This is a genomic window from Streptomyces resistomycificus (assembly GCF_001514265.1).
Taxonomy (GTDB): domain Bacteria; phylum Actinomycetota; class Actinomycetes; order Streptomycetales; family Streptomycetaceae; genus Streptomyces; species Streptomyces resistomycificus.
Window position 1 is genome coordinate 79,049 of sequence record NZ_KQ948989.1, and the last position, 26,555, is coordinate 105,603.

General features: G+C 73.6%; 24 protein-coding genes and 1 pseudogene. 16 read left to right on the forward strand and 9 right to left on the reverse strand.

Translation table 11 applies throughout. The annotated features are described in order from the left end of the window. The first annotated feature begins 53 nt into the window (after positions 1-53). The 8 genes from AQJ84_RS05715 to AQJ84_RS05750 all read left to right on the forward strand — a co-directional run bounded on the left by AQJ84_RS05715 (position 54) and on the right by AQJ84_RS05750 (position 9,292). A complete protein-coding gene (locus tag AQJ84_RS05715) occupies positions 54-1,055 on the forward strand; it encodes an ABC transporter substrate-binding protein (protein ID WP_030041464.1) in 1,002 nt (333 codons plus the stop codon). After that, positions 1,052-2,065, forward strand: a complete 1,014-nt coding sequence (locus tag AQJ84_RS05720; protein WP_030041465.1) for a FecCD family ABC transporter permease — start codon at positions 1,052-1,054, stop codon at positions 2,063-2,065. The genes AQJ84_RS05715 and AQJ84_RS05720 overlap by 4 nt, the downstream gene beginning before the upstream one ends. Then, the gene (locus AQJ84_RS05725; RefSeq protein WP_051870019.1) at positions 2,062-2,880 is read left to right on the forward strand and encodes an ABC transporter ATP-binding protein; all 819 of its coding nucleotides are present in this window, start codon (positions 2,062-2,064) and stop codon (positions 2,878-2,880) included. The genes AQJ84_RS05720 and AQJ84_RS05725 overlap by 4 nt, the downstream gene beginning before the upstream one ends. A gap of 55 nt (positions 2,881-2,935) precedes the next feature. Next, the gene (locus AQJ84_RS05730) at positions 2,936-3,694 is read left to right on the forward strand and encodes a hypothetical protein (RefSeq protein WP_030041467.1); all 759 of its coding nucleotides are present in this window, start codon (positions 2,936-2,938) and stop codon (positions 3,692-3,694) included. Continuing rightward, entirely contained in the window at positions 3,691-4,230 is a 540-nt protein-coding gene (locus tag AQJ84_RS05735) for a SixA phosphatase family protein (protein WP_030041468.1), read from the forward strand. Before AQJ84_RS05730 ends, AQJ84_RS05735 begins: the two co-directional genes overlap by 4 nt. Before the next feature lie 146 nt (positions 4,231-4,376). After that, the gene (locus AQJ84_RS05740; protein ID WP_053190821.1) at positions 4,377-5,012 is read left to right on the forward strand and encodes a YigZ family protein; all 636 of its coding nucleotides are present in this window, start codon (positions 4,377-4,379) and stop codon (positions 5,010-5,012) included. 126 nt (positions 5,013-5,138) lie between these two features. Next, a complete protein-coding gene (locus AQJ84_RS05745) occupies positions 5,139-6,302 on the forward strand; it encodes an exonuclease SbcCD subunit D (protein ID WP_030041470.1) in 1,164 nt (387 codons plus the stop codon). Then, complete coding sequence (locus tag AQJ84_RS05750) at positions 6,299-9,292, forward strand: AAA family ATPase (RefSeq protein WP_053190818.1); 2,994 nt, start codon at positions 6,299-6,301, stop codon at positions 9,290-9,292. The genes AQJ84_RS05745 and AQJ84_RS05750 overlap by 4 nt, the downstream gene beginning before the upstream one ends. Before the next feature lie 22 nt (positions 9,293-9,314). Here AQJ84_RS05750 and AQJ84_RS05755 read toward each other — a convergent pair whose 3' ends face one another. Next, positions 9,315-9,761, reverse strand: a complete 447-nt coding sequence (locus AQJ84_RS05755; protein ID WP_030041473.1) for an Lrp/AsnC family transcriptional regulator — start codon at positions 9,759-9,761, stop codon at positions 9,315-9,317. Between the two features lie 123 nt (positions 9,762-9,884). On the opposite strand from AQJ84_RS05755, the gene AQJ84_RS05760 reads away from it, so the two are divergent. The 3 genes and pseudogenes from AQJ84_RS05760 to AQJ84_RS05770 form a co-directional block, all read left to right on the forward strand. Next, positions 9,885-10,382 carry a rhodanese-like domain-containing protein gene (locus AQJ84_RS05760; RefSeq protein WP_030041474.1) on the forward strand — a complete coding sequence of 166 codons (498 nt, stop codon included), beginning with the start codon at positions 9,885-9,887 and terminating at the stop codon, positions 10,380-10,382. A gap of 43 nt (positions 10,383-10,425) precedes the next feature. Continuing rightward, on the forward strand, positions 10,426-10,941 hold the full coding sequence (locus tag AQJ84_RS05765; RefSeq protein WP_030041475.1) for an immunity 21 family protein: 516 nt from the start codon (positions 10,426-10,428) through the stop codon (positions 10,939-10,941). 30 nt (positions 10,942-10,971) lie between these two features. After that, positions 10,972-11,411, forward strand: a pseudogene (locus AQJ84_RS05770) (SDR family oxidoreductase); the annotation flags it as partial. 18 nt (positions 11,412-11,429) lie between these two features. Here the strand turns inward: AQJ84_RS05770 and AQJ84_RS05775 are convergent. Both AQJ84_RS05775 and AQJ84_RS05780 read right to left on the reverse strand, forming a co-directional pair. Next, entirely contained in the window at positions 11,430-13,121 is a 1,692-nt protein-coding gene (locus tag AQJ84_RS05775; RefSeq protein ID WP_030041476.1) for a DUF885 domain-containing protein, read from the reverse strand. 78 nt (positions 13,122-13,199) lie between these two features. After that, positions 13,200-13,691: an Lrp/AsnC family transcriptional regulator gene (locus AQJ84_RS05780; RefSeq protein WP_030041477.1), complete on the reverse strand. Its 492-nt coding sequence runs from the start codon at positions 13,689-13,691 to the stop codon at positions 13,200-13,202. 60 nt (positions 13,692-13,751) lie between these two features. On the opposite strand from AQJ84_RS05780, the gene AQJ84_RS05785 reads away from it, so the two are divergent. Continuing rightward, complete coding sequence (locus AQJ84_RS05785) at positions 13,752-14,960, forward strand: trans-sulfuration enzyme family protein (RefSeq protein WP_030041478.1); 1,209 nt, start codon at positions 13,752-13,754, stop codon at positions 14,958-14,960. A 235-nt stretch (positions 14,961-15,195) separates the two neighbouring features. Here AQJ84_RS05785 and AQJ84_RS05790 read toward each other — a convergent pair whose 3' ends face one another. The 3 genes from AQJ84_RS05790 to AQJ84_RS05800 all read right to left on the reverse strand — a co-directional run bounded on the left by AQJ84_RS05790 (position 15,196) and on the right by AQJ84_RS05800 (position 19,217). After that, positions 15,196-16,482 carry a GNAT family N-acetyltransferase gene (locus AQJ84_RS05790; RefSeq protein ID WP_051870020.1) on the reverse strand — a complete coding sequence of 429 codons (1,287 nt, stop codon included), beginning with the start codon at positions 16,480-16,482 and terminating at the stop codon, positions 15,196-15,198. 123 nt (positions 16,483-16,605) lie between these two features. Then, a complete protein-coding gene (locus AQJ84_RS05795; protein ID WP_053190815.1) occupies positions 16,606-18,180 on the reverse strand; it encodes an alkaline phosphatase D family protein in 1,575 nt (524 codons plus the stop codon). A 206-nt stretch (positions 18,181-18,386) separates the two neighbouring features. Further along, positions 18,387-19,217: an alpha/beta fold hydrolase gene (locus AQJ84_RS05800; RefSeq protein ID WP_053190812.1), complete on the reverse strand. Its 831-nt coding sequence runs from the start codon at positions 19,215-19,217 to the stop codon at positions 18,387-18,389. A 157-nt stretch (positions 19,218-19,374) separates the two neighbouring features. On the opposite strand from AQJ84_RS05800, the gene AQJ84_RS05805 reads away from it, so the two are divergent. Both AQJ84_RS05805 and AQJ84_RS05810 read left to right on the forward strand, forming a co-directional pair. Beyond that, complete coding sequence (locus AQJ84_RS05805; protein WP_030041482.1) at positions 19,375-20,259, forward strand: RNA polymerase sigma-70 factor; 885 nt, start codon at positions 19,375-19,377, stop codon at positions 20,257-20,259. 178 nt (positions 20,260-20,437) lie between these two features. After that, a complete protein-coding gene (locus AQJ84_RS05810) occupies positions 20,438-21,199 on the forward strand; it encodes a GntR family transcriptional regulator (protein WP_030041483.1) in 762 nt (253 codons plus the stop codon). Between the two features lie 458 nt (positions 21,200-21,657). Here the strand turns inward: AQJ84_RS05810 and AQJ84_RS05815 are convergent, their stop codons facing one another. From AQJ84_RS05815 to AQJ84_RS05825, 3 genes are all read right to left on the reverse strand, one after another. Beyond that, positions 21,658-22,815: an ROK family protein gene (locus AQJ84_RS05815; RefSeq protein ID WP_030041484.1), complete on the reverse strand. Its 1,158-nt coding sequence runs from the start codon at positions 22,813-22,815 to the stop codon at positions 21,658-21,660. 99 nt (positions 22,816-22,914) lie between these two features. Next, entirely contained in the window at positions 22,915-23,577 is a 663-nt protein-coding gene (locus AQJ84_RS05820; RefSeq protein ID WP_030041485.1) for a response regulator transcription factor, read from the reverse strand. A gap of 14 nt (positions 23,578-23,591) precedes the next feature. Further along, positions 23,592-24,746 carry a sensor histidine kinase gene (locus tag AQJ84_RS05825; protein WP_053190810.1) on the reverse strand — a complete coding sequence of 385 codons (1,155 nt, stop codon included), beginning with the start codon at positions 24,744-24,746 and terminating at the stop codon, positions 23,592-23,594. 108 nt (positions 24,747-24,854) lie between these two features. Between AQJ84_RS05825 and AQJ84_RS05830 the strand changes: the two genes are divergently transcribed. Both AQJ84_RS05830 and AQJ84_RS05835 read left to right on the forward strand, forming a co-directional pair. Beyond that, positions 24,855-25,790 (forward strand): ABC transporter ATP-binding protein, encoded by a 936-nt coding sequence (locus AQJ84_RS05830; protein WP_030041488.1) that lies wholly within the window; start codon positions 24,855-24,857, stop codon positions 25,788-25,790. 1 nt (position 25,791) lies between these two features. Then, positions 25,792-26,517 (forward strand): ABC transporter permease, encoded by a 726-nt coding sequence (locus AQJ84_RS05835; RefSeq protein ID WP_030041489.1) that lies wholly within the window; start codon positions 25,792-25,794, stop codon positions 26,515-26,517. The last annotated feature ends 38 nt before the right edge of the window (positions 26,518-26,555 follow it).

Genomic DNA, 26,555 nt, shown 5'->3' on the forward strand with positions numbered 1-26,555 from the left:
GAGCCCTCGACGACCGAGGACCCACTCCCGTGCCGATAGCACGTCTTGCCCGCATGGCCCGTCCCACCGCGCTGCTCGCGGCCGGCTCCCTGCTGATGACCGGCTGCGGTGACAGCGGCCCGGCCGCCTCGCAGGCCGCCGTCAGCCTCGACAACTGCGGCCGTGAGGTACGCGTCCAGGCCCCGCCCGAGCGGGCCGTCTCGCTCAACCAGGGCACCACCGAGATCATGCTCTCCCTCGGTCTCGCCGACCGGATGGCGGGTACGGCGACCTGGACCGACCCCGTGATGAAGGGGCTGGAGAAGGCGAACGCGAAGGTGGAGCGGATCGCCGACAACAACCCCTCCTTCGAACGGGTCCTGGACGTCGAACCGGACTTCGTCGCCGCCTCCTTCGTCTCCACGCTGGGCAAGGGCGGGGTGGCCACCCGGGAGCAGTTCGAGAAGCTCGGCGTCCCCACCTACGTCTCACCGTCCGACTGCGTCGGCAAGGACAACTCCGGTGACGGGGACGGCGTACGCGACCAACCGGTGACCGCCGACGACGTCTACGGCGAAGTCCGCGACCTGGCCGCCGTGTTCGGAGTGAAGGAGCGTGGCGAGAGGCTCGTCGCCGCACTGAAGAGGCGCATGGCGAAGGCCACTGCGGGTGTCGACGCCTCCGACGTGAGCCTGCTGTTCTGGTTCGCCAACTCCGAGTCGCCGTACATGGCGGGCTGCTGCGGAGCGCCCGGCGTCATCACCCGTGCCCTGGGCGCGAAGAACGTCTTCGACGACACGCACGACGAGTGGCCGCAGATCAACTGGGAGACGGTCGCCGACCGCGACCCCGACGTCCTCGTCATCGGCGACCTGACCCGCAGGTCGCAGACCGCCGAGTCGGCCGAGCGGAAGATCGCCTTCCTGGAGTCCGACCCGGTCACCAGGAACATGACCGCCGTCCGGCACCACCGGTACGTCCTGCTCAGCGGGCAGGCCATGAACCCGACCATCCGGACGATCGAGGGCGTGGAGCGGGTCGCGGCCGGACTGCGCGAGTTCGGGCTCGTGAAGTGACCGCCCGGGCGGTCCTGCTCACCGCTGCCGGCACCCTCCTGCTGTGCTGCTCCCTCGCCGTCGCCATCACCATCGGACCGGCCGACATCCGGGTCGCCGACGTGTGGTCCGTCGTCGCCGCCCATCTCGGGCTCGGCACCTCGGAGTCGACGCCGATCCGGGACGGCATCGTGTGGCAGCTCAGGCTGCCGCGCACGCTCCTCGCGGCCGTGTGCGGCGCCGGACTGGCCGTGTGCGGGGCGGTGATGCAGTCCCTGCTGCGCAACCCGCTCGCCGACCCGTTCGTCCTCGGGGTGTCCTCGGGCGCGTCCACCGGGGCCGTGGTGGTGGTCGTCCTCGGCGTCGGCGGGGGCGCGTTGTCCGTTCCCGCGGGCGCGTTTCTGGGCGCCCTGGTCTCGTTCGCGCTGGTGCTGTTCCTCAGCCACACGCTCGGCGGCGGCACCGACCGCGTCGTCCTCGCCGGGGTCGCCGCCATGCAGCTCTTCTCCGCGCTCACCTCGTTCGTCGTGATGACCGCGGCCGACGCCGAGACCACCCGCGGTGTCCTGTTCTGGCTGCTCGGCTCGCTCGGCGGGGCGGGCTGGACCGACGTCTGGATGTGCTTCGCCGTCCTGGCCGTGGCGCTGGTGGTCTGCCTGTCGTACGCCCGCACCCTCGACGCCTTCGCCTTCGGGCAGGACGCGGCGGCCACCCTGGGGGTGTCGGTGGCCCGCACCCGGCTGGTGCTGCTGTGCGTCACGGCCCTGCTCACGGCCGCGCTGGTCAGTTCCGCCGGCGCCATCGGCTTCGTCGGGCTGGTGCTGCCGCACGCCGCCCGTGCCCTGGTCGGCCCGGGCCACGCCCGGCTGCTGCCCGTCACCGCGCTGACCGGGGCGGTCTTCCTGGTGTGGGTCGACACGCTGGCCCGCACGGTTCTCGACCCGCAGGAGGTGCCGGTGGGTGTGGTGACGTCGCTGATCGGGGTGCCGGCCTTCGTGGCGGTGCTGTACCGGACGCGGAGGGTGCGGTGAAGCCGGCCCCGCGCACGGAGTCGAAGGCGCCGGCCGGGAACGGGGCCGGCCTCGGCGCCGACCGCGTCAGCCGCCGCGTCGACGGCCGGCTCATCCTCGACGGCGTCTGTCTCGCCCCCGAACAGGGCACCACCGTCGGACTGCTCGGGCCCAACGGCTCCGGAAAGTCGACCCTGTTGCGGCTGCTGGCCGGCCTGCTCAGCCCCAGCGCCGGTGTCGTCACGCTCGACGGAGCGCCCCTGGCCGGCCTGGCCCGCCGCGAGGTCGCCCGGCGCCTCGCCGTGGTCGAGCAACAGGTGGACACGCAGGTCGAGTTGACGGTCCTGGACGTCGTACGGCTCGGACGCGTCCCGCACCGCCGGGCCTGGACGCCCGCCTCCGCCGACGACGAGCGAGCCGTGCGGGCCGCCCTGGCGCGCACCGGGCTCGGCGACCGCCGCGACCAGCCCTGGCACACCCTGTCGGGCGGTGAGCGCCAGCGGGTGCAGATCGCCCGCGCGCTCGCCCAGGAACCCCGCGAACTCCTCCTCGACGAACCCACCAACCATCTCGACATCCACCACCAGCTCGACCTCCTGACCCTGGTCACCGGTCTCCCGGTCACCACCGTCGTCGCCCTGCACGACCTCAACCTCGCGGCGATGTACTGCGACCAGGTGGTCGTCCTGAACACGGGCCGGGTGGTGGCGGGCGGCGCTCCGGGCGAGGTCCTGACCGAGGAGCTCATCGCCGAGGTGTACGGGGTACGGGCCGCCGTGACCAGGGAAGGGCCCGGCGATCGGCCCCATGTGCGATTTCTGGGCACGCTGCCTTGAACGCGTGTTCGGTCGGTCGGTGGCGCGGCGCGGTCCACCCGCCTACGCTCAGCCCGTGCTGCGCATCATCGACGCCGGAACCGGCGAGCCCGTGGACGCCGCTCCCGCACGCCGGGGGCTGACCCGTGTCCAGGCCCACGTGCCGGGCCGCGACACCACCGCCCTGCGCGTGCTGCTGGTCGCCGACGTTCTGGTCCGTGCCCTGGAACTGGGCGGCACGCCCGTCTGGGCCCTGCTGGGCGGCGAACGAGAGTCGGCGGAACTGAGGGCAGGCGCCGCCGCCCTCGGGATCCGTCCGTTCGAGGACAGCCGGGACGTGTCGGCGGGGCCCGGGGAGGCCCAGGTGATCCACGTGCTCGCCGAGGACGCGGGTGCGGACAGCTCACCGCCCCCCTCCGGCGGCGTCCGGCTGATCGTGGCCCCTGTGGCCCCTGTAGCCCCCGTGGCCGCCGGTGCGGCCGTGGTCCCGGAGGGGGTCGACCCGACCGTCGTACGTCTTGCCCTGCTCTCCCGGCGCCGGAGCGAGCCCGTACGGCTCGACGCGGACGCGCTGGGTGAGGCCCGCGAGACGCTCGTACGGTGGCGGCGCGCGGTCGCCGACTGGGCGCGCAGGCCCTCACGGGCGATTCCGGAGGAGGTGCGCGGAGAGCTCCGGACCGCCTGGGAGGACGACCTGGACGTCCTCGGGGTGCTGCGCGTGCTCAGGGAGGTGGAGACCTCGGAGCTGTTGGAGGGCGCCCGCTTCGAGACGTACGCCTACGCCGACCGGCTGCTCGGTCTCGAGCTCACCCGCGACCTGGGATCCCCGGCGTGATCGCCCGGGCGGGAGCGGGCCCACTGCGCCATCTGGTCGTCCTGCGGCACGCCAAGTCCGCATGGCCGGCCGGTGTCCCCGACCACGAACGCCCCCTCGCCCCGCGCGGCCGCCGGGACGCGCCGGCCGCGGGACGGGCCCTCGCCGAGGCCGACCTGCTGCCCGACCTCGCGGTGTGTTCCACCGCCGTACGGGCCCGGCAGACCTGGGAGCTGGCCTCCGCACAGTGGGTGTCCCCGCCGCCGGCGCGGCTCGACGCGCGGGTCTACGCGGCGGACGTGCCCGAGCTGTCGGCCGTGCTGCACGAGACGCCCGGTGAGGTCGGCACCCTGCTGCTGGTCGGGCACAACCCCGGGCTGGAGGAACTCGTCCTCCACCTCGCCGGCGACGGCCTCGACGACGCTCTGGACGAGGTCCGGCTGAAGTTCCCGACCTCGGCGATCGCCGTACTCGCCTGGCGCGGCGGCACCTGGCGGGACCTCGCCCCGGGCACGGCCCTGCTGACGGACGTGATCGTGGCGCGCGGCAAGAAGTGACCGCGGACCGGCCGACGGGGACGTGCGGCCGGCTCCGGGACCGATGCGGCGCGGCGCCTCGCGGGCGACCGGGGCGACCGGGGCTGCCGTGTCCGGGGCTTCGCACCCGCCGCGGCGGACGCGGAGGCTGCGCATAGGCTGACCGGATGCAGGACGAGTACCGCACAGTCGCCCGCCCGGGCGTCCACGAGACCGAGGTCAACCGCTCCCGCTTCCTGTGCGCCCTCGCCCCGGCGGCCACCGAACAGGAGGCCCAGCACTTCGTCGCGAGCGTCCGCAGGCAACACGCGGACGCCACGCACAACTGCTTCGCGTACGTCATCGGCGCCGACGCGGCGATCCAGAAGGCGAGCGACGACGGCGAGCCCGGCGGCACCGCCGGCGTCCCCATGCTCCAGATGCTGCTCCGCCGAGACATGCGCTACGTCGTCGCCGTCGTCACCCGCTACTACGGCGGCGTCAAGCTCGGCGCGGGCGGTCTCATCCGGGCCTACGGCGGAGCGGTCGGCGAAGCCCTCGACAGCCTCGGCACCCTCACCCGCCGCCGCTTCCGGCTGGCCACGGTGACGGTCGACCACCAGCGCGCCGGCAAGGTCCAGAACGACCTGCGGGCGACGGGCCGCGAGGTGCGGGACGTGCGCTACGGCGAGGCCGTCACCATCGAGATCGGACTGCCGGACGCCGACGTGGAGGCCTTCCGGGCGTGGCTGGCCGACGCGACCGCCGGTACGGCCGGGTTCGAGCTCGGCGGAGAGGCGTACGGGGACGCCCGGCGCCCGTGAAGAACCTCACGACGAGGACGATCGCAGGCGAAAGGTGCATAACGGCCGTGAACGCGGCCCGTCATGACGGGTCGATACGGGAGTAACCGCCCGTGCTGTCAGAAGCGGCCGTTAGTCTCGAGGATCATGAGACTGCTGCACACGTCCGACTGGCACCTGGGCCGGGCCTTCCACCGGGTGAACATGCTCGGCGCCCAGGCCGAGTTCATCGGGCACCTCGTCACGACCGTGCGGGAGCGCGGCGTCGACGCGGTGGTCGTGTCGGGTGACGTGTACGACCGGGCGGTGCCTCCCCTCGCCGCGGTCGAGCTCTTCGACGACGCCCTGCACCGCCTCGCCGCCCTCGGCGTGCCCACGGTGATGATCTCCGGGAACCACGACTCGGCCCGGCGGCTGGGAGTGGGGGCCGGGCTCATCGACCGAGCGGGTATCCATCTGCGGACCGAACCGTCGGCGTGCGGCACGCCCGTGGTGCTCGCCGACGCCCACGGCGACGTCGCCTTCTACGGGCTGCCGTATCTCGAACCCGCGCTGGTGAAGGACGAGTTCGGGGTGACGAAGGCCGGGCACGAGGCGGTGCTGGCCGCCGCCATGGACCGGGTCCGCGCGGACCTCGCCACCCGCGCGCCCGGCACCCGGTCCGTCGTCCTCGCCCACGCCTTCGTCACCGGCGGCCAGGCCAGCGACAGTGAGCGGGACATCACCGTCGGCGGCGTCGCCGCCGTGCCCGCCGGCGTCTTCGACGGCGTCGACTACGCGGCACTGGGGCACCTGCACGGCAGCCAGACCATCACCGAGCGCGTGCGCTACTCCGGCTCCCCGCTGCCGTACTCCTTCTCCGAGGCCGACCACCGCAAGACCATGTGGCTCGTCGACCTGGACGCCGAGGGCTCGGTCACCGCCGAGCGCCTCGACTGCCCGGTCCCGCGGGCGCTGGCCCGCATCAGGGGCCCGCTGGAGGAACTGCTCGCCGACCCCGCACTCGCCCGGCACGAGGACGCCTGGGTCGAGGCGACCCTCACCGACCCGGTCCGCCCCGCCGACCCCATGGCCCGGCTCGGCGAGCGCTTCCCGCACACGCTGAGCCTCGCCTTCGACCCCGACCGGGCACCGGACGACCCCGCCCTGTCCTACGCCAGGCGGCTCGCCGGGCGCAGCGACCAGCAGATCGCGGAGGACTTCGTGGTCCACGTGCGCGGCGCCGGACCCGACGAGCGGGAGCAGCTCGTGCTGCGGGACGCGTTCGACGCGGTGCGCGCGGACGAGGCCGTGCGGGAGGTGTCGCGATGAGGCTGCACCAGCTGGAGATCACCGCCTTCGGCCCCTTCGGCGGCTCCCAGACCGTGGACTTCGACGAGCTGTCGTCGGCCGGGATCTTCCTGCTGCACGGACCGACCGGCGCCGGGAAGACCTCCGTCCTGGACGCCGTCTGCTACGCGCTGTACGGCAGCGTCCCGGGCGCCCGGCAGTCCGGACAGGGCACGGCGCTGCGCAGCGACCACGCCATACCCGGCACCCGCACCGAGATCCGCCTCGAACTCACCGTCGCCGGGCGCCGGTTGGAAGTCACCCGGCAGCCGCCCTGGGAGCGGCCCAAGAAACGCGGATCCGGCACGACCCTCGACAAGGCCCAGAGCCGGCTGCGCGAGTACGACCCGGCGGCCGGCGCCTGGAAGGACCTCAGCCGCTCGCACCAGGAGATCGGCGAGGAGATCACCCAGCTGCTCGGCATGAGCCGTGAGCAGTTCTGCCAGGTGGTGCTCCTGCCCCAGGGCGACTTCGCGCGCTTCCTGCGCGCCGACGCCGAGGCACGTGGCCGGCTGCTCGGCCGCCTCTTCGACACCCACCGCTTCGGCGAGGTCGAGCAGCGGCTGGCGCACCGCCGACGGGCGGCCGAGGCCCAGGTGCGGGACGGCGACTCGGAGCTGCTGGCCGATGCGCACCGCATGCAGCAGGCGGCCGGCGCCGCTATGGAGCTGCCGGACCTGGCACCAGGCGAACCGGGCCTGGCCGACGCCGTGCTGTACGCGGCAGCCGTCGCCCGCAGCACCGCCCGGGAACAGCTGACGCTCGCCGGCTGCCGCCTCTCGGCCGCCGAGTCCGCCCACGCCGCCGCTGACCGCGACCTGGCCGACGTACGCGAACTGGACCGGCTGCAGCGGCGGTTCACCCAGGCGCGGGAGCGAGCCGCCCTCCTCGAGGAGCGCGTCGACGGCTACCACCAGGCGCAGGCCCGCATGGAGCGCGCCCGCAAGGCGGAGGCGGTGTCGCCCGCGCTGGACTTGCGGGAGGCCGCCGACACCGAACACCGGGGGGCGGCCGCGGCCGAGGCACACGCACGGGGACTGCTCCCGGAGACCTTCGCAGACGCCTCAGCCGCCGGACTCGCCTCGGCCGCCCGCCGGGCCGCCGAGGAGCTGGGCGGACTGGAGTCGGCACGCCGGGGTGAACGCCGCCTGACCGAACTCGTCCACGAGTGCGCCGAGTTGGAGCGTCAGGAGCGGGACGACGAGGAGGTCGGGCAGGACGCGGAAGCCTGGCTCGCCGGGTGGGAGGAGACCCGGGCCGCACTGCAAAGCCGTATCGACTCGGCACAGGAAGCCGCCACCCGGGCCGAACAGCTCGCCGTCCAGCGCGAACCCGCCCAGCGCCGGCTCGACGCGGCCCGGCTGCGCGACCAGCTGGCGGGCGACACGGAGACGGCAGCCGAGCAGGCCCGTCTCGCGCAGGAGCGGACGCTCCAGGCCAGGGCCCACTGGCTCGACGTCAAGGAACAGCGGCTGAACGGCATCGCCGCCGAACTGGCCGCCCAGCTGAAGAGCGGCGAACCCTGTGCCGTGTGCGGCGGCACCGAGCACCCCGCGCCGGCACGCAAGGATGCCGGGCACGTCGACCGGGAGGCGGAGGAGCAGGCGCTGACCGCCTACCAGCAGGCGGAGGAGCTGCGCGCCGAGAGGGAGCGGCGCCTGGGTGTGGCACGCGAGGCGCTGGCCGCCGCCACCGCCGAGGCCGGCGACGCCCCCACCGCACAACTCGCCGAAGAGGCGGAGAAGTTGGAGCGCCTGCACACGGACGCCCGCAGGGCCGCCTCCGCGCTGCACCCCGCACACGAGGAGCTGCGCCGCGCCCAGGCCGAGCACGAGCAGCGGACCGAGGCCCGGCAGCAGGCCGCGGTCAGGGCCGCCTCCCGGGTCGGCCGCCGTGAACGCCTCGACCGCGAGAGGGCCACGCTGGAAGCCGAACTGGCCGAGGCCCGCGGCACCGCCGACAGTGTGGCCGCGCGGGCCGCGCAGCTGGAGCGGCGGGCCGCGCTGCTCACCGACGCCGCCGACACCGCGCGCACCGCCGAGGACACCGCCCAGCGCCTCAAGGACGCCGACGCCCGCCTCGCCGACGCGGCCTTCCGCGCCGGGTTCGACACTCCGCAGGCCGCGGCCGCCGCACTCCTCGACGACACCGAACACCGCGAGTTGCAAAGGCGGCTGGACGCCTGGCAGTCCGAGGAGACGGCCGTACGCGCCGTGCTCGCCGAGGCCGACACCGCGGCCGCCGCGCGCCGGCAGCCGGCCGACGTCGACGAGGCGGAGCGGGCCGCGGCCGAGGCGGCCCGGCGGCTGCGCGACGCCGCCTCCGCCCGGGACGCGGCCGCCCGCCGCTGCACCGAACTCGACCGGCTGTCCGCGCGGGCGACCGACTCGGTACGACGCCTCGCACCGCTGCGCGAGGAGTACGACCGGGTGGCCCGTCTGGCCGGCCTGGCCGCGGGCACCTCGGCGGACAACGAGCGCAAGATGCGCCTGGAGGCGTATGTGCTGGCCGCCCGGCTGGAGCAGGTGGCCGCCGCCGCGACCGCCCGGCTGCAGCGCATGTCGTCGGGCCGCTACACCCTCGTCCACTCCGACGACCGCAGCGGCCGCGGCCGCAGTGGCCTCGGTCTGCATGTCGTCGACGCCTGGACCGGGCGGGAGCGGGACACCGCGACCCTGTCCGGTGGTGAGACGTTCTTCGCCTCGCTCGCCCTCGCCCTGGGGCTCGCGGACGTCGTCACCGACGAGGCGGGCGGGGTCCGCCTCGACACCCTCTTCATCGACGAGGGGTTCGGCAGTCTCGACGACCAGACCCTCGACGAGGTCCTCGACGTCCTCGACTCGCTGCGCGAACGCGACCGCAGTGTCGGCATCGTCAGCCACGTCGCCGACCTGCGGCGGCGCATCCACGCGCAGCTGGAGGTCGTGAAGGGCCGCTCGGGGTCGGTACTGCGGCAGCGCGGCGTCGGCTGAGCCCCGGCGGCCGGGCCCGAGGTCAGCGGCCCAGGGGACGCCGGGGCAGCGGCGAGGAGTAGACGACGCTCGTGGTCACCGAACCCAGGGCGCCGATCTTGCCCGACACCTCTTCCAGATGACGCATCGAGCTCGCCGTGACCTTGATGACGAAGCAGTCGTCACCCGTCACATGGTGCGCCTCCAGGATCTCCGGCGTCGCGGCGACCAGGTCGTGGAAGGGCTTGTAGTTGCCGTTGGGGTAGCGCAGGCGGACGAAAGCGAGGATCGGCAGGCCGAGCCGCTCGGGGTCGACGACGGCCGCGTACCCCTTGATGACGCCCGCCTCCTCCAGCCGCCGCACCCGCTCCGTCACGGCGCTCGGCGACATGGACACGGCCCGGGCCAGCTCGGCGAAACTGGCCCGGCCCTCCCGCTGGAGGACGTCGAGGATGCGCCAGTCGGTGGCGTCCGGGGAATACGCGGTCATGGCCGAGGAATAGCAGGGGAATCCCCGGCCGAGCAAGGCCCGCGCCGGGGAATGCCCCTTCATGTCAGCGATCGCCGACCGTAGATTTCCGCTCATCGGGAACGACCACGGAAGGGCCTCGACATGACCACCACGACGACCACCACGACGACCGCCACCGCCAACCCCGTCCTGCGGGTCGCCCCCGCCGCCCCCGCCGAGGCCGCCGCGTACTTCCGGGCCTCCCTGGTCTTCCACGCCGACGTGTCCGATGTCGCCGCCGCGCTCGCGGCCGGCGGCGACCCCGGCTTCGTGCTCCTCGACTCCCGTTCCACCGAGGCCTGGGACCAGGGACACGTCCCCCAAGCGGTCCACCTGCCCACCGCTCTCATCCCCGAACAGGCCGAGCAGCTCCTCGACAGGTCCGTGCCGGTCGTGACGTACTGCTGGGGTCCCGGCTGCAACGGCGCCACCCGGGCCGCGCTGGCCCTCGCCGAACTCGGCTACCAGGTCAAGGAGATGCTCGGCGGCTTCGAGTACTGGGCGCGTGAGGGCTTCGAGTTCGAGACCTGGCAGGGCCGCGAGCGGCGCGAAGCCGATCCCCTGACCGCGCCTAAGGACGCCGCAAACTGCGGCTGCTGAGCCCGAGGTTGCCCGCGCTTTGCGAACGTGTAGGTTCTGCCGCATGGTGCGATACGCGGAGCCGGGCACGGTGGAGTGGGTGGAGTCGGGCGGCGGTCCGCTCATAGCGGTGCCGGAGACGGTCCTGCCGTTCTGGGCGGGGGCCGACGGGGACGAGACGGCGTCCGACTACGACCGGGCCTGCGAGGTGGACGGGTTCATCGGGCTGCTGCCCGTAGGGGACAGTGCCGCGCTCGTCTTCGGCGACGAACCCGCCTCCACCACCTATCTGCCGGATCACCGGACCTTCGTACGCTGGTCCGCCGCCGACTCCGAGGCCGCCCTGCTCGCCGAGGTGCCGGCGGCGCTCGACACGGCGGCGTGGGAAGCGGAGGTCCGCTGGAGCGTCCCGGGTGCGGTGGTGCTGTTCGACGCGGCATGGCCCGGCACGGACGCCACCCGTGCCGACCGGGTCAGGATCGCCCTGGAACCGGGCCGGTACGCCGTGCGGGCGGCTCATGTGCGGCCCGGCCCCGAGACGTGGCTGGGTCTGGTGCAGTTGCGGCGGCTGCCTGGCTGATTCGTGGTGGATGGCGGGGGGCGGACCAGGATCGACGCGGCGAGGCTTGACGCCCACTGGGCCGTCGACACCCGCTCGGTGCTGCTCCTGGTGCAGGCCTACGCACGGCCGCCCGCCGCGCTGCCGGAGCGTGCCCCGGGCGGCCGGCTGATGATGACCTCGGGCCAGGACCACGGCGGCGGCATGCCCGCCGAGATGGCGTACGCCCTCCGGAAGGGCGCCCTGGCCTCCGTCACCGTTCCCTGGCGACCACGCTCGCCGAGCAGCAGGTCACGGTGAACACGGTCAACCCCGGCCCCGTGGACACGGACTGCCTCAGCGGCGAGGCGTACGAGACCGTCGCCGCGATGTTCCCGGCCGGTCGCTGGGGCATGCCCGACGACCCGGCCCGCCTCATCGCGTGGCTCGTGGCGGACGAGGCGGGCTGGGGCACCGGCAACGTGATCGACTCGGAGGGCGGCTTCCGGCGCCGGTGCCCGCGCGGTGGGTTACAGCTGCGACAGCTCGTCCACCAGGTCGTCCAGGCCCAGCGAGCCCTGCGAAAGGGCCGCCATGTGCCAGGCCTTCAGGTCGAAGGCGTCACCGCGGCGGCTGCGGGCGTTCTCCCGGCCCAGCAGCCAGGCCCGCTCGCCGAGCTTGTAGCCGATGGCCTGCCCGGGGATCGTCAGATAGCGGGTCAGCTCGCTCTCCACGAAGTCCGCCGGCCGGCTGCTGTGCGCGCCGAAGAACTCCTGCGCCAGCTCCGGTGTCCAGCGCTCGCCCGGATGGAAGGGGGAGTCCGCCGGGATCTCCAGCTCCAGGTGCATGCCGATGTCGACGATGACCCGCGCGGCCCGCATCATCTGCGCGTCCAGGTAGCCGAGCCGCTGCTCCGCGTCCGTGAGGAAGCCCAGCTCGTCCATCAGCCGCTCGGCGTACAGGGCCCAGCCCTCGGCGTTGGCGCTGACCATGCCGACGGAGGCCTGGTAGCGGGAGAGGTCCCCGGCGACGTGCACCCACTGCGCGAGTTGGAGGTGATGGCCGGGGACGCCCTCGTGGTACCAGGTGGAGACGAGGTCGTAGACCGGGAAGCGCGTCTGGCCCATCGTCGGCAGCCAGGTGCGGCCGGGCCGCGAGAAGTCCTCCGACGGAGGCGTGTAGTAGGGGGCCGCGGCGCCGCCGGGCGGGGCGATCCGGGACTCCACCTTCCGGACCCGCTCGGCGAGTTCGAAGTGCGTGCCGTCGAGCTTCTCGATGGCCTGGTCCATCAGCCCCTGCAACCAGTCGCGGACCTCGTCGACGCCCTCGATGTGCCTGCCGTGCTCGTCGAGGTGGGCGAGCGCCACCCACGGCGTCCCGGCCCCCGGCAGGATCTTCTCCGCCTCCTGCTTCATCTCGGCGAGCAGCCGGTGGTACTCGGCCCAGCCGTAGGCGTACGCCTCGTCGAGGTCGAGGTCCGTGCCGTTGAAGTAGCGCGACCAGCGGGCGTAGCGCTCGCGGCCCACCGTGTTCGGGGCACCCTCGATGGTCGGCGCGTACACGTCGCGCATCCAGTCCCGCAGCTCGGCCACGGCCGCGGTCGCGCCGCGGGCGGCGTCGTCGAGCTCGGTGCGCAGCGACTCGGGGCCCGCGGCGGCGAAGTCCTCGAACCAGCCGCGTCCCTGGCCGTCCGTGTCCGCCCACTCGGCGAGCTGGTCGACGAACGTGGCCGTCGGCCGCGGGCTCGCGTACAGCTTGCGCTCCAGACCCAGGGCGAGGGACTCGCGGTAGCCGGCCAGCGCGGCCGGCACCGCGCGCAGCCGCTCGGCGATCTGCGCCCAGTCCTCGTCGGTCTGCGTGGGCGTGACGGTGAAGATGTTACGCACCGAGTGCGCGGGCGTGGCCATGTTGCCGACCGAGCGCAGCCCCTCGTCCGCCTCGTGCACGGCGAGCTCCGCGCCGAGCCGCTCGCGCAGCAGCCGCGCGCACCGGCGCTCGATGTCACTGTCCGCACCGGGCTGCCGCTCGGCCTCGTCCAGCCGCGCGAGCGTCGAACGGTGCAGCCGCGCGATCGCCTCCTGGCCCGCGGGCGAGATGTCGGGAAGCCTGCTCGAACTCTCCTTCACGCCGAGATAGGTACCGGTGATGGGGTCGAGGGCGATGAGCTCGTCGACGTAGGTGTCGGCGACCTCTCGGGGCAGCGGGCTCTTGGTCTGTGACATGCCGACATCCTCATACGGCGGAGGGTGCCGCGTCAGCCCGGTACCACCGGGCGTCGAGCCGGGTCAGCTCGATTTCGCCTAGGGCGTGACGCCCTGCGGGCCGGGCGGCAGCAGCGGTCCGCAGTCCCACTGCTGGAAGATCAAGCGGGTCTCGACACGGGCCACTTCGCCCCGCGCGGTGAACTCGTCGAGGACCAGGCGTTGCAGATCGGCCATGTCCGCGACCGCCACATGGACGAGGTAGTCGTCCGGGCCGGTCAGGTGGAACACCGACCGTGACTCCGGCAGGGCGCGGATCCGTTCCACGAACGGCCCCACCAACTCCCGCCGGTGCGGCCTGACCTGGACGGACAGCAACGCCTCCAGACCGCGGCCCAGCTTGGCCGGATCGAGCCGGAGCTGGTGCCCGAGGATGACGCCGGAGCGGCGCAGCCGGGTGACCCGGTCCAGACACGTCGAGGGCGCGACCCCGACCTGCGCGGCGAGGTCCCGATAGGTGGTCCGGGCGTCGTTCTGCAACAGCCGCAGCAGATGCAGGTCCACCGGATCCAGTGCGACGGATTCGGGCATCGGCCGAACGTAGCACGGAGCAGTGCCCGTGTGACCCGTCCGGTGTTCACCCTTCCGTCCATGGACTCAGCGAGCAGGGACACGACGTCGTACGTCACCGCACACCGGGCACTGGCCACCGAGGCCGTCCACGCCGGCCGTGACGACCTCGCCCGGCAGGGACTGCACGCCCCGCCGATCGACCTGTCCACCACCTACCCGTCCTACGACAGCCGCGGTGAGGCCGCCCGCATAGACGCGTTCGCCGAAACGGGTGCCGAGCCGGACGGCCCACCCGTCTACGGACGGCTCGGCAACCCGACCGTCGCCCGCTTCGAGACCGCCCTCGCCCGGCTGGAGGGCACACAGGCCGCGGTCGCCTTCGCCAGCGGCATGGCCGCGCTGAGCGCCGTGCTGCTCGTACGGTCCGCCCTGGGCCTGCGCCACGTCGTGGCCGTACGCCCCCTGTACGGCTGCAGCGACCACCTGCTCACCGCCGGCCTGCTCGGCTCCGAGGTGACCTGGACCGACCCCGCCGGAATCACGGACGCGCTGCGCCCGGACACCGGCCTCGTGATGGTGGAGTCCCCGGCCAATCCCACGCTCGCCGAACTGGACCTCAGAGCCGTCGCCCACGCCTGCGGCTCCGTGCCGCTGCTCGCGGACAACACCTTCGCCACGCCCGTCCTGCAACGCCCCGCCGAGCAGGGCGCGCGGCTGGTGCTGCACAGCGCCACCAAGTACCTCGGCGGGCACGGGGACGTCATGGCGGGCGTCGTGGCGTGCGACGAGGAGCTCGCCGGGCGGCTGCGGCAGGTGCGGTTCGCCACCGGCGGTGTGCTGCACCCGCTGGCCGGCTATCTGCTGCTGCGCGGCCTGGCGACCCTGCCGGTGCGGGTACGGGCCGCGTCCGCGAACGCCGCCGAACTCGCCCGTCGTCTCGCCGCCGATCCGCGCGTCGCCCGGGTTCACTACCCGCGCATCGGCGGCGCGATGATCGCCTTCGAGGTGTACGGCGACCCGCACCAGGTCATCGGCGGCGTCCGCCTGGTCACCCCGGCCGTGAGCCTCGGCAGCGTCGACTCCCTCATCCAGCACCCGGCCTCCATCAGCCACCGCGTCGTGGACGCCGAGGACCGGCGCGGGGCGGGCGTGAGCGACCGGCTGCTTCGGCTGTCGGTGGGACTGGAGGACGTCGAGGACCTGTGGGACGACCTGGACCGGGCGCTCGGCGAACGGTCCGGCGGCACCCGCCGAACCGCCCTCCCGGCCTCGGTCGGCGAAGCCTAGCCGGACAGGTTCAGGACCCGGCCGGGCACAGAGCCCCCCCGGGGCACAGAGCCCCCCCCGGGGCACCGAGCCCCGGGGCCCTGAGCCCTGGCGGGCCCTGAGCCCTTGCGGGTGCCGAGCCCCGGCGGGCACCGAGCCCGGACAGGCACCGCCCCGGCAAGCACCGAGCCCGGACAGGCACCGAACCTCGCTCCGGGCACTGAAGCCCACCGGCAATGTCCCGGCCGGGTGGGCACTAGTCCCGCACGGCCTCCTCGCCGATCTCGCGCCGCTCCTCGTGGGACGGGCGGGCCGCGTCAAGGCGGGCCGTGATCACCAGGGTTCCCTCCTCGATCTGGTAGTCGAGGGGGAGCCCGAGGCCGCGCATCGCGGCGACCATGCCGGTGTTGGCGGACTGCGTCACCGCGTACACGCTCGCGCAGCCCGCCTCGACGGCCATCGCCACCAGGCGGCCGAGCAGTTGGCCGCCGATGCCGCGCCGCTGCCAGCTGTCCTCGACGAGCAGGGCGACCTCCGTCTCGTCCCCGTCCCACAGCAGATGCCCGAGCCCGACGACGCGCCCCGAGGCGGTCTGCACGGCGAGCGTCCGGCCGAAGCGGGGGCTGAGCAGGTGGTTGAGGTAGCGGTCGGCGTCACGCACCGGACCGTGGTAGCGCATGCCCAGGGTCCGCTGCGAGCACCGCTCGTGCATCGCCCTGGCGGCCTCCAGATCACCCTGGTCGGCCCGGCGCACGGTGATGTCGCGGCCTTCCGGCAGGGTCAGCACGTCCCGGCCGTGCGGCACCCGCGGACCGAGCCGCGCGTCCAGCTCGACCAGTGCCCGCGCCCGCGCGAACTCGGTGGGGGTGAACGGCAGATACGGCCGTTCCACGGTGAGTACGCCGCCTTCCGGCGCCCGAAGCCGCATCACGGTGTCCTCCAGCACCCCTTCCACCGGCACCGCCTCCGGCCCCCGGCCGGTACCGGCGACGGGCCTGGCGGGCAGCGAACGGATGGTGCACCTGCCCAGCAACTGGCGCAGGGCGAGCGGGAGTTCCGCCGCGTCCAGCGCCGTACGGGCGGCCAGGCCCAGCACCCGGGTCGGCGCGTCCACCAGATCGTGGGCGTCCGCCCGCTCGATCCAGGTGTCGGTGCCGCCGGCCGAGGCGGTCGCGCGGGTGATGTCCCCGCCCGCGAGCTCGCCCGGGGCCCGCAGCAGGAACTCGTCCACGGTGCCGGCGGCCAACGGGTGCGTCTGCAGGCTGAGGATGTCGATGCGCTGCCCGGCGAGGGCCGAGCACAGCACGGCCAGTGATCCCGGCTGGTCCCGCACGGTGGTCCGCATCCGCCACAGCGTGCTCTCCACCGCTGCCTGGTCGGGGGCCACCGACGCCCGGTCGGACCGGGCATCGGTATCGCCTGTCGGGGGCGCGTGACCGTGGCGGCGTGCCCACCATGAGTGGAACCTGGCTGAGGCACGCCGCCAGTGGCGTACGGGGCGCTCGTCGTCGTGGTGCGTCGTTTCAGAAACTTCTCGAGTCATGCGACCACTGTGAAGGAACGGTGTTGCGTGATCACGAACGCTTTGTGACCGATCGGTAAAGTGCGGTCCGTACCTTTTGTTTTCCCTTGTACGGTTCCGATGCGGACGTTTCCGGTGCCGGCCCTACTGCCCGACCCGCCCCGGCTGCAGGACCTGGGTGAACAGCACGTTGCCGTCCTGCTCCCGCAGCCGGACCGTCAGCTCCCCGCTGTCGCCGTCGATGTCGACCTCGCCGAAGAACTGGTACCCGTCGGCCGGCGAGACGTTGGCGGTGGTGGGCGCCTTGACGAAGACGCGGTCCGGGCCGAACGTGCCGTCCAGCGTGTTGGCCGGGAAGGCCCCCGCGTTGAGCGGACCCGAGACGAACTCCCAGAACGGCGCGAAGTCCTTGAACGCCGCGCGCGAAGGGTCGTAGTGCTGGGCCGAGGTGTAGTGCACGTCGGCCGTCAGCCACACCGTCCCGGTGATCCGCCGGTGCTTGACGAACCGGAGCAGCTCGGCGATCTGCAGCTCGCGGCCGAGCGGAGCGCCGGGATCGCCCTGCGCGACCGCCTCGATGTTGGGCTTGCCGTCCCCGGTGTCGGGCACGACGAGGCCGAGCGGCATGTCGGAGGCGATCACCTTCCACACCGCGCGGGAGCGGGCCAGCTCCCGCTTGAGCCACTCCAGCTGTTCCCGGCCCAGGATGCCCTGCCCGTCGGTGCTCTGGTCGTCCGGTGAGTTGGCGTTGCGGTAGGTGCGCATGTCCAGGACGAAGACGTCCAGGAGCGGCCCGTGGTGCTGCACGCGGTACACCCGGCCGTCGGGGCGGCGCAGCGTGGAGATGGGGAAGTACTCCGAGAACGCCCGCCGTGCGCGCGAGGCGAGCACGTCGACGTTCTTCTCGGTGTAGCGGGTGTCGGTGAGGATCTCGCCCGGATACCAGTTGTTGGTGACCTCGTGGTCGTCCCACTGGATGATGGAGGGCACCCGCGCGTTGAACCGCTTGAGGTTCTCGTCCAGCAGGTTGTAGCGGAAGTTGCCGCGGAACTCCGCCAGGGTCTCGGCGACCTTGGACTTCTCCTCGGTGGTGACGTTCCGCCAGGTCCGCCCGTCGGGCAGGGCCACCGCCTGCGTGATCGGGCCGTCCGCGTAGATGTTGTCGCCGCTGCACAGGAAGAAGTCAGGGTCCAGCTTGGCCATGGCGTCGTAGATCCGGTAGCCGCCGAGATCAGGGTTGATGCCCCAGCCCTGTCCGGCCAGGTCGCCCGACCAGACGAACCGCACGCCGTCGCGCCGCCTGGCGGAGGCCGTACGGAAGGTGCCGGTGACCGGCCGGCCGGTCCGGCGCGGGTCGTCGGGGTCGGCGAGCAGGACACGGTAGTGGATCTGCTCGCCCGCCGGCAGGCCGCGCAGCCGGGTCGTCCCGGTGAAGTCGGTGTCCGCGCCGAGCAACGGGCCCCGCCATCTGCGCGGGTTGCGGAACGACTCGGTGGCGGAGGTCTCCACGACCATCCGGGCCGGCCGGTCGGAGCGCACCCACACCAGGCCGGAGTCGCAGCCCACGTCCCCCGCCTGCACGCCCCAGCCGGCCTCGGGGCGGCCGGACAGGGCGAACGCCGGTGCCGCTCCCGCGGCGGTGGGCAGGGTCAGCGCCGCCGACGCGGCGAGCGAGCCGCGCAGGACGCTGCGGCGACCGGGGAACGGACGGTGTGTCATGGATACGCCTCCAGCGACGGGATCCGGCCAGTGTGCAGTGCCACAACTACTGGTACGCCGCAGCGCCCACGGAAACCACAAGTGAACAACTGACCGTGCGGTGGGGGAAGCGGCGTCGCCGGGATCCGCTGAAGTGGGCGTCGAGCAGGACGGGAGGTCCGGTCGGAGCTCCCGTCCTCAGCCGGCCGTGACGGCCGACTCCCGTCTCAGCGGCTGCCGTCGAGGATGACGCGGGCGACCAGCGCGGGGTCGTCGTTCATCGGGACGTGGCCGCAGCCCGGCAGCCTCACCAGCCGCGCCTTGGGGATGATCTGCTTGGCGCGCACGCCCTGGCGGCGTACCAGCAGCAGGTCCCGGGTGCCCCAGGCCACGGTGACCGGGACGCCGGGGACGTCGTCGGTGAAACGGACCGCGGTCCCGGCCCGGAGGGTGTCGGCGAAGCCGGTGGCCCGCGCCAGCGCGAGCGTCTCGGCGACGACGGCCTCGGGCGCACGGCGGCTCGGACGGGCGTAGATCGTGCTGGTCAGGGCGGTGCGGCCGGCCGCCGTACGGGCCAGCCGCTCGACCAGCGGCAGCGGCATCCGCTCCGCGATCCGCCGCATCGTCAGCAGCACGCCGAAGGCGTAGCGCCGCTCGGCCTGCGACCAGAAACCGGCCGGGGACAGGGCCGTGACCGACCGCACGAGCTTCTCGCGGCCGAGCTCGAGGGCGAGCAGACCGCCGAGCGAGTTGCCCGCCACGTGCGGCCGGCCCAGCTCCAGGGCCTCGCAGAACGAAGCGAACACCTTGGTGGTCGTGGGCAGGTCGTAGGCCAGCCCGCCCGGCAGGCCGGGGGAGACGCCGAACCCCGGAAGGTCCACGGCGATCACGTCGCGCTCGGTCGCGAGGATGTCCACCACCGGGTCCCACGCCTGCCGGTGGTGTCCTATGCCGTGCAGCAGGAGCAGGGGCTCACCCCGGCCGGCGCGCGTGTAGGAGACGGTGACGGGCTGCGAGCCCTGTGCGGAGGGCACGTTGAAGGAGACGGATGCGGACATGGGGCTGCTCCTCGACGGGGTGACGGACGTGACGACAGACGCGGCGTAGACAGCTTGTCAGCAAAAGCTACCCACGGGTAGCCCCTGGAGTGGCCGCAGGATGGCTCGGCCGGGTGCCGCCTGGACAGCACCGCACGGGTCCGCTGGGATGGAACCCGTGACCGCCGACACCGTGACCGACGTCTTCGAAGAGCACCGTCCCGTCCTCCTGGGGGTCGCCTACCGCATGCTCGGGCGCGTGGCCGACGCGGAGGACGTGGTGCAGGATGCCTGGCTGCGCTGGTCGGCCGCCGACCGCAGCGAGGTGCGCGAACCGCGCGGCTACCTGGTCCGCGTCACCACCCGCCTCGCCATCGACCGGCTGCGCCAGGTCAAGGCCCGGGGCGAGACGTACGTCGGCCCGTGGCTGCCGGAGCCTTACGTCACCGACTTCGGCGCCGGCGTGCCCGACACCGCGGAACGGGCGGTCCTCGCCGACTCCGTCTCCCTGGCCGTCCTCGTCGTCCTGGAGTCGCTGTCGCCCCTGGAGCGCGCGGTGTTCGTCCTGCGGGAGGCCTTCGGTTACCCCTACGCCGACATCGCCGCCATGCTGGAGCGCGGCGAACCGGCGGTACGGCAGCTCGCGGGGCGGGCCCGCAAGCACGTCGAGGAGCGCAGGCCGCGCTACGAGGTCGACCCCGTGCAGCGCCGTGACCTCACCGAGCGGTTCCTCGCCGCCGCGGGGGAGGGCGATCTGGAGGGGCTGATGTCCCTGCTCGCCCCGGACGTCCGGCTGGTCGGCGACAGCGGCGGCAAGGCCAAGGCGCCGCTGCGGGTCCTGGAGACAGCCGACAAGGTGGGCCGCTTCCTGCACGGCGCCGCCCGCAAGGGCGTCCCGGCTCCGTCCTTCCGGTTCCTGGAGCTCAACGGCGGCCCCGCGATCCTCTTCCTGTCGGACGGCAGGCCCGACTCCGTCTTCCAGCTGGACGTCCGGGACGGGCGCATCCAGTGCGTCTACGTCATCCGCAACCCCGACAAGCTGCGGTCGCTGGCCTTTGTCTGAGGTCCTTCACGAACGTCGCGTGAACGCTTGGACGTGACACTTCTGTGCGGTTCCGGGGGATCGATGATTGGTCTTGACCAAGGGTGGGGGCCGCCTTATGGTCGCAGATAAGTGCAACAACCTTTAATAAACAAGGGCGCTAAAACGCCGCCGGACCACGGCGATTGCGGAGGCAAGGGTGGGGACCACGCAGCTGGAGACGGTGCCGGAACCGAAGTACTGGCATCTCAGGACCGTGCTCAGTGAGGCACTGGACACCGAGTTCACGGTGGGCGAGATCCTGCCCAACGAGCGTGACCTCGCCGCCCGTTTCGGCGTGGCCCGTGCGACGCTCCGCCAGGCCCTGGAACAGCTCGAACTGGAAGGCCGCCTCCAGCGCCGCCGCGGAGTCGGTACGACCGTCGCCCCGCCGCGCATGGGCGTGGCCGTCGGCACGGAGCAGCACGCCTGGCCGGGCGGGGCAGGCGACGACTGGCAGCCCGTGGACGCGACGCCGGAGGTGCCGCCCGCCGGCGTCGCCGCCGCACTGGAGACCGGCGCCGACGAGGCCGTGCACCTGGTGCGGCGCTCCCTCACGACGCACGGCCAGCCCGTCGCCGCCGAACTGCTCTACGTCGCCGTGGGGGCGGTGCCCGAGCTCGCCGCCATCGACACGTCGGCCGGGGCGGCACGCGCGCGTGCCGTGCTGCGCGAGCTGCAGCGTCTGGAACTGGAAGGACGGGAGAGCGCCGTCGAGCTGGGCTCCGCCCGCGCGGACGACGCCCGGCAACTGGACCGGCTCCCGGGGGCGCCCGTCCTCGTCGTCACCACCCGCTACTTCGCCGGCGGCCGCACGGTCGCCGTGTCCGTCGCCACGTACCGCGCGGACACCTGCCGGCTGACCTTCGGGGACTCCGGCGGCGTCGAGGTCCACCCGGACCCCCAGCCCCAGGCCTCCTGACCACGACTGCCCCGCACGTCCAGCGCCCCGGGACTGTCCCCGGGGCGCTGTTTCGCGCCGCTCCGCGCGCGGAGCTCATAGAAGAGGTCCCGTTCTTCGCACGCGTCGTGTGTGGGCTCCGCGGTGTGCGGCGTTGCCGAGTGGGCCCCCGCGATGTGCCGTCCCCGCGTGCGGCCCGTGGGGCCCGTGGGGCCCGTGGGACCCGTGCGGCCCGTGCGGCCCGTGCGGTTCGTGGGGCCCGTGCGGTTCGTGTGGTGTGCCGTGCCGGCCTTCGGACGTGCGCGTCCGGGTGCGCGGTGTTTCCGCGCGCGGTCGCAGTGGTTCAGCGGTGCGCTGCGTTGCCGGGAGGTCCCTTGACGCGCCGTCTTCGCGCGCGGTTCTCGCGGTGTCCGCCTTCGGCCGCACACCCTCGCGGCCCGCCGTACCCCCGCGGGCGCTTCTCCACGGCCCGCCCCGCCTCAGCGACGGGCCGTCATGGTGCCCTCCACCGCGAACAGTTGCTCCTCGACGTGGTCCAGGGCCAGCCGCAGCGCGCCGGTCGCCACCGCCGCCTCGCCCAGGAGTGAGAGGACCACCCTCGGGGGCCGCAGGCAGTAGCGCGCCAGCTCGCGGCGCAGCGGTTCAAGTACACCGTCGAGGCCGGCCGCCCAGCCGCCGACGACCACCAGTTCCGGATCGAGGGCGAGAACGAGTGCGGCCACGTCGTGGACGAGACGCTGGATGAACCGGTCGACGGCCGCGCGGGCCCGCAGGTCGCCGTCACGGGCCTGGGCGAAGACCGCGGCCACGGCCTGCTCGTCGAGGGGGTGCAGCGGCTCGTCCGTGGTGGACAGCAGCGTCTCCGGCGTCACCTCGCGGCCCAGCAGGTGCAGCGCGCCGATCTCGCCGGCCGCCCCGCCGTAGCCCCGGTGCAACTGTCCGCCGATCAGCGCGCCGGCCCCGGGGCTCAGCCCGGCCAGCACGAACACCACGTCGTCGGACTCGGTGGCGGAGCCCTTCCAGTGCTCGGCGACCGCCGCGGCGTTGGCGTCGTTCTCGACGAGCACCGGGCACTTGAAGGAGCGGCTCAGCCGCTCGCCGAGGCGCAGCCCGGTCCATTCGGGCAGCGCGGTCCCGAGCCGGACCGTTCCGTCGGCCTCGACGATCCCCGGCGTGCCGACGCCCACGGCCCGCAGCGAGCCGCGGGCGATCCCGGCGCGGCGCAGGAGTTCGGCCACCGCGGTACGCAGCCGCTCCAGGCGCTCGTCCGCCGAGGCCGTCTCGTCGACGTCCTTGGCCTGCGCGCCGATCACCCGGCCGTCCAGGTCGGACAGCAGCGCGGCCACGCGGTGCGCGCCGATCTCCAGGCCCAGCAGGTGACCGGCCTCGGCGCGGAACCGGAACCGCCGCGCGGGCCGCCCCTGCCGCCGCACGACGCTCTCGTCGGCCGCCTTCTCGACGACGTACCCCGCCTCGATGAGCCCTTCGACGACCCCCTCGACGGTCGGCCGGGACAGCCCGGTCACCCGGGTGATCTCGGTCAGCGTCGCGCAGTCCGTGGCGCGCAGCGCGTGCAGCACCACCGCGGAGTTGATCCTTCGCAGCAGCGAGGGATCCCCGCCGGTCAGCCGCCCCACGGTCCGTCCTCCCAGCTCGTGCGCGTGTTGGCCGGATCGTACTCGTCGCGACGTACCCCGGCGAGTGCCGGGATGCCCGCGACGTCCGGCCGGTGCCGGTCAGCCGGGCGCCACGAACCCCGACTCGTACGCCGCGATCACCGCCTGTGTGCGGTCCCGCGCGCCCAGCTTCGTCAGGACGGCGCTCACGTGCGACTTCACGGTCTCGGTGCCGACGACCAGCAGGGCGGCGATCTCCGCGTTCGACAGCCCGCGGGCCATCAGCCGCAGCACCTCCGCCTCCCGCTCGGTCAGCCGGGCCGCCTCCATGACGGCACGGGCCGCGCGGTTCCCGCCGGCCTCGCCGTACTCGGCGGCCAGTTGCCGCACCGAGGCCGGAAACAGCAGCGACTCGCCTTCGGCGACCAGCCGCACGGCGTGCACGATCTCGGCCGGCCGTGCCCGCTTCAGCAGGAACCCGTCGGCGCCGGCCCGCAGCGCCTCGTACACGTACTCGTCGTTCTCGAACGTCGTCACCACGAGGATCTTCGGCGGCTCGTCGACCGTCCGCAGCACCGCACGCGTGGCCGCGATGCCGTCCATGAGCGGCATTCGCACGTCCATCGCCACCACGTCCGGCCGCAGCCGCCGCACCAGCGGGATCACCGCCGCCCCGTCGGCCGCCTCCCCGACGACCTCGATGTCGGGCTGCGCCTCCAGGACGGCCCGCAGACCGGCGCGTACGAGCGGCTCGTCGTCGACGAGGAGAACGGTGACCGGCATCCGGCCAGCGTAGATCAGCGCAACGGCAGCTCTACCCGCACCTGCCAGTCGCCCTGGTCGGGCCCGGTCCGTGCCCGCCCGCCGAGCAGGGCCGCACGTTCGCGTATCCCGCGCAGCCCGCTGCCCCGACCGGGACCCGGTATCCCGGCGGTGAGCGGGTTGCGCACCTCCAGGCCGAGGGCGTCGCCGGTGACCTCGATGTGGACCCGCACGGGCACGGCGCCCGCGTGCCGCAGCACGTTGGTCAGGGACTCCTGGAGGATGCGGTAGCCCTCTCTGGACACCGGCCCCGGCACGGCGCCCAGCGGGCCGGTCAGTTCGGCTTCCACCTTCGCCCCGGAGGCGCGGGCCGACTCCAGCAGCCGGTCGGCGTCGGTGAGCGTGGGCCGGCTGCTCACGGGGCGCTCCGACTCCCGCAGGATGCCCAGCACCCGTTCCAGATCCTCCAGCGCGGCCCGGCCGGTCTCCTCGATGGCGTCCAGGGCCCGGTCCGTGAACGCGGAGTCGTTCGCGGCGCGTGCCGCGCCCGCCTGCACGACGGCCACCGTCAGGGCGTGCCCGATCGAGTCGTGCAGTTCCCGCGCGATGCGGTTGCGCTCCAGCAACTGCTCGGTGCGCTCCTCGAGCACGGCGAGACGCTCGGCGGCGGACGGCCCCAGAAGCCGGCGCGCGAGCGCGGTGATCAGCACCCCCAGGCCCACCACCAGCACGCACATCACCACGAGCGGGACCGGGACCAGCCAGGCGTAACCCCGGCGCGGGGCGAGGTCCTCCAGAACCGGGAAGCCCCGCGGCCGCCCGCCGGCCGCGAGCTCCCCCAGCGAGTACGACAGCATCGGCAACCACGCGGTGGCGAATCCCGCCAACGCCCCCAGCGCCATGCGCACTTCCAGCCACAGCACGGTCCGCAGCCGGTCACGCCAGGTGGCCGACGGCTCCACGGAGATCTCCGCGTCCCGCACGCCCACCGTCAGCAGCAGCCGCGCCTGCACGCCCTCGCCCTTGCGCACGGCCGGGATCAGACCGACCGGAACCAGCGCGAGCGCGGGCACCCACGGCTTCGACATGTCGATCCACAGCCACACGCTGACGACCAGCACCGGCACCCACAGGTGCAGCAGGCGCGTGTAGGTCGTCCCCCGCAGCAGCGGGCGCAGGATGCCGGTCATCCCGTCATCGTGCCAGCCGCCACCGACAACGAACCTCCCCCGCACGGGGGAGCCGATCTCCACGCGTGGGGGAGGCCACGCACCCCCTTGGGCCGTCACGCTGTGGCCATGACCAGCATCGACGTCCAGGACCTCACCAAGGAGTACGGCCCCCGGCGAGCCGTGGACCACCTCACCTTCCGCGTCCTGCCCGGCCGGGTCACCGGCTTCCTCGGCCCCAACGGCGCCGGAAAGTCCACCACCATGCGGCTGGTGCTCGGCCTCGACCGGCCCACCTCCGGCACCGCCACCGTCGGCGGCCGCGCCTACGCCACCCTCCGCGAACCCCTCCACCACGTCGGCGCCCTCCTCGACGCGCAGGCCGCGCACGGCTCCCGCACCGGCCGCGACCACCTGCGCACCCTCGCGGCCGGCAACCGCATCCCCGACCGCCGGGTCGACGAGGTGCTGGAGGAGACCGGGCTCGCCCCGGCGGCGCGCCGGCGGGTGAAGACGTACTCCCTGGGCATGCGCCAGCGGCTGGGCATCGCGGCCGCACTGCTCGGCGACCCCGAGGTGGTCATGCTCGACGAGCCGTCGAACGGCCTCGACCCCGAAGGCATCATCTGGATCCGCGAGTTGCTGCGCCGGCTCGCCGGTGAGGGGCGCACCGTCCTGGTGTCCAGCCACCTGATGAACGAGACCGCGTCCTTCGCCGACCACCTCGTCGTCCTCGGCCGGGGCCGTCTGCTCGCCGACACCCCGATGCGGGAGTTCATCGACGCGCGCGTACGGCCACGGGTGCGGATCCGCACGACCGACCCCACCGCGCTCAGGGACGTCCTGGCCCGGCACGGCCACGACGCACAGCAGCACGAGGAAGGGCACTGGACCGTGCACCACGCGCGCGTGGACGACATCGGCCGCCTCGTGTCCGCCGAGGGAGTGCCGGTCCTCGAACTCACGGCGCAGGAGGGCACGCTGGAACAGGCCTACCTCGATCTCACGGCCGAGGAAGCCGAGTTCGCCGCCCATCCGTCCACGCCGCAGCCACAGGAGGCCTGACATGTCCTTCGCGCCCGTCCTGCACGCCGAGTGGCTGAAGATCCGCACACTGCGTTCCCTGTGCGGAACACTGCTGGCGCTGTTCGCCGTGACCGTCGCCTTCTCCGCCCTCGCCGGGACCTCCGGCACGTCCGACCCCGAGTTCGACCCGCTGTTCACGGCCCTGTCCGGGGTGGCGCCCGGCCAGATCGCCGCGATCGCCTTCGGCACGACGGCCGTGTCCTGCGAGTTCCACGGGGGCGGCCTTCGTCTGACCCTCTCCGCGGTGCCACAGCGTGGACGGTGGTTCGCGGCCAAGGTGACCGCCGTCGCCGTACCGGCTCTCCTCATGGGCCTGGTCACCGCGTTCGCGGCGCTCGTCGTGGCGCGGGCGGGCCTCGGCGACGCCGCGAGCGGACTGACCGTCGGCGAGCAGGTGCGCGGGGTCGTGGGCTGCGGTCTCTACCTCATGCTCATGGCCCTGTTCTCGGCCGGCCTCGCGGCCCTGCTGCGCAGCGGGGTCGCCACCCTGTCGATCCTGATCCCGTTCGTCCTCGTGGTCTCGTTCGTCATCGGGGACGCGGCGGGCACCGCCGCCGACCTCCTGCCGGACAGAGCAGGCCAGGTCGTGCTGTACCAGACGTACGACGGAACGCTGGGCCCGTGGTCCGGGCTCGCGGTGACCGCGCTGTGGACGGCGGCGGCACTGCTGGCCGGGGCGTGGAGCGTGCGGCGCAGGGACGCCTGACGGCACGCCAGTTGTCAGTGGGGCCGGGTTTACTGGAT

Coding starts and splice junctions, on each gene's coding strand:
- AQJ84_RS05745 (WP_030041470.1), top strand. CDS start 5,139: ATGAGACTGCTGCACACGTCCGACTGGCACCTGGGCCGGGCCTTCCAC.
- AQJ84_RS05835 (WP_030041489.1), top strand. CDS start 25,792: ATGTCCTTCGCGCCCGTCCTGCACGCCGAGTGGCTGAAGATCCGCACA.
- AQJ84_RS05825 (WP_053190810.1), bottom strand. CDS start 24,746: ATGACCGGCATCCTGCGCCCGCTGCTGCGGGGGACGACCTACACGCGC.
- AQJ84_RS05760 (WP_030041474.1), top strand. CDS start 9,885: ATGACCACCACGACGACCACCACGACGACCGCCACCGCCAACCCCGTC.
- AQJ84_RS05765 (WP_030041475.1), top strand. CDS start 10,426: ATGGTGCGATACGCGGAGCCGGGCACGGTGGAGTGGGTGGAGTCGGGC.
- AQJ84_RS05790 (WP_051870020.1), bottom strand. CDS start 16,482: ATGACTCGAGAAGTTTCTGAAACGACGCACCACGACGACGAGCGCCCC.
- AQJ84_RS05775 (WP_030041476.1), bottom strand. CDS start 13,121: ATGTCACAGACCAAGAGCCCGCTGCCCCGAGAGGTCGCCGACACCTAC.
- AQJ84_RS05740 (WP_053190821.1), top strand. CDS start 4,377: ATGCAGGACGAGTACCGCACAGTCGCCCGCCCGGGCGTCCACGAGACC.
- AQJ84_RS05715 (WP_030041464.1), top strand. CDS start 54: ATGGCCCGTCCCACCGCGCTGCTCGCGGCCGGCTCCCTGCTGATGACC.
- AQJ84_RS05780 (WP_030041477.1), bottom strand. CDS start 13,691: ATGCCCGAATCCGTCGCACTGGATCCGGTGGACCTGCATCTGCTGCGG.
- AQJ84_RS05830 (WP_030041488.1), top strand. CDS start 24,855: ATGACCAGCATCGACGTCCAGGACCTCACCAAGGAGTACGGCCCCCGG.
- AQJ84_RS05785 (WP_030041478.1), top strand. CDS start 13,752: ATGGACTCAGCGAGCAGGGACACGACGTCGTACGTCACCGCACACCGG.
- AQJ84_RS05755 (WP_030041473.1), bottom strand. CDS start 9,761: ATGACCGCGTATTCCCCGGACGCCACCGACTGGCGCATCCTCGACGTC.
- AQJ84_RS05820 (WP_030041485.1), bottom strand. CDS start 23,577: ATGCCGGTCACCGTTCTCCTCGTCGACGACGAGCCGCTCGTACGCGCC.
- AQJ84_RS05750 (WP_053190818.1), top strand. CDS start 6,299: ATGAGGCTGCACCAGCTGGAGATCACCGCCTTCGGCCCCTTCGGCGGC.
- AQJ84_RS05795 (WP_053190815.1), bottom strand. CDS start 18,180: ATGACACACCGTCCGTTCCCCGGTCGCCGCAGCGTCCTGCGCGGCTCG.
- AQJ84_RS05800 (WP_053190812.1), bottom strand. CDS start 19,217: ATGTCCGCATCCGTCTCCTTCAACGTGCCCTCCGCACAGGGCTCGCAG.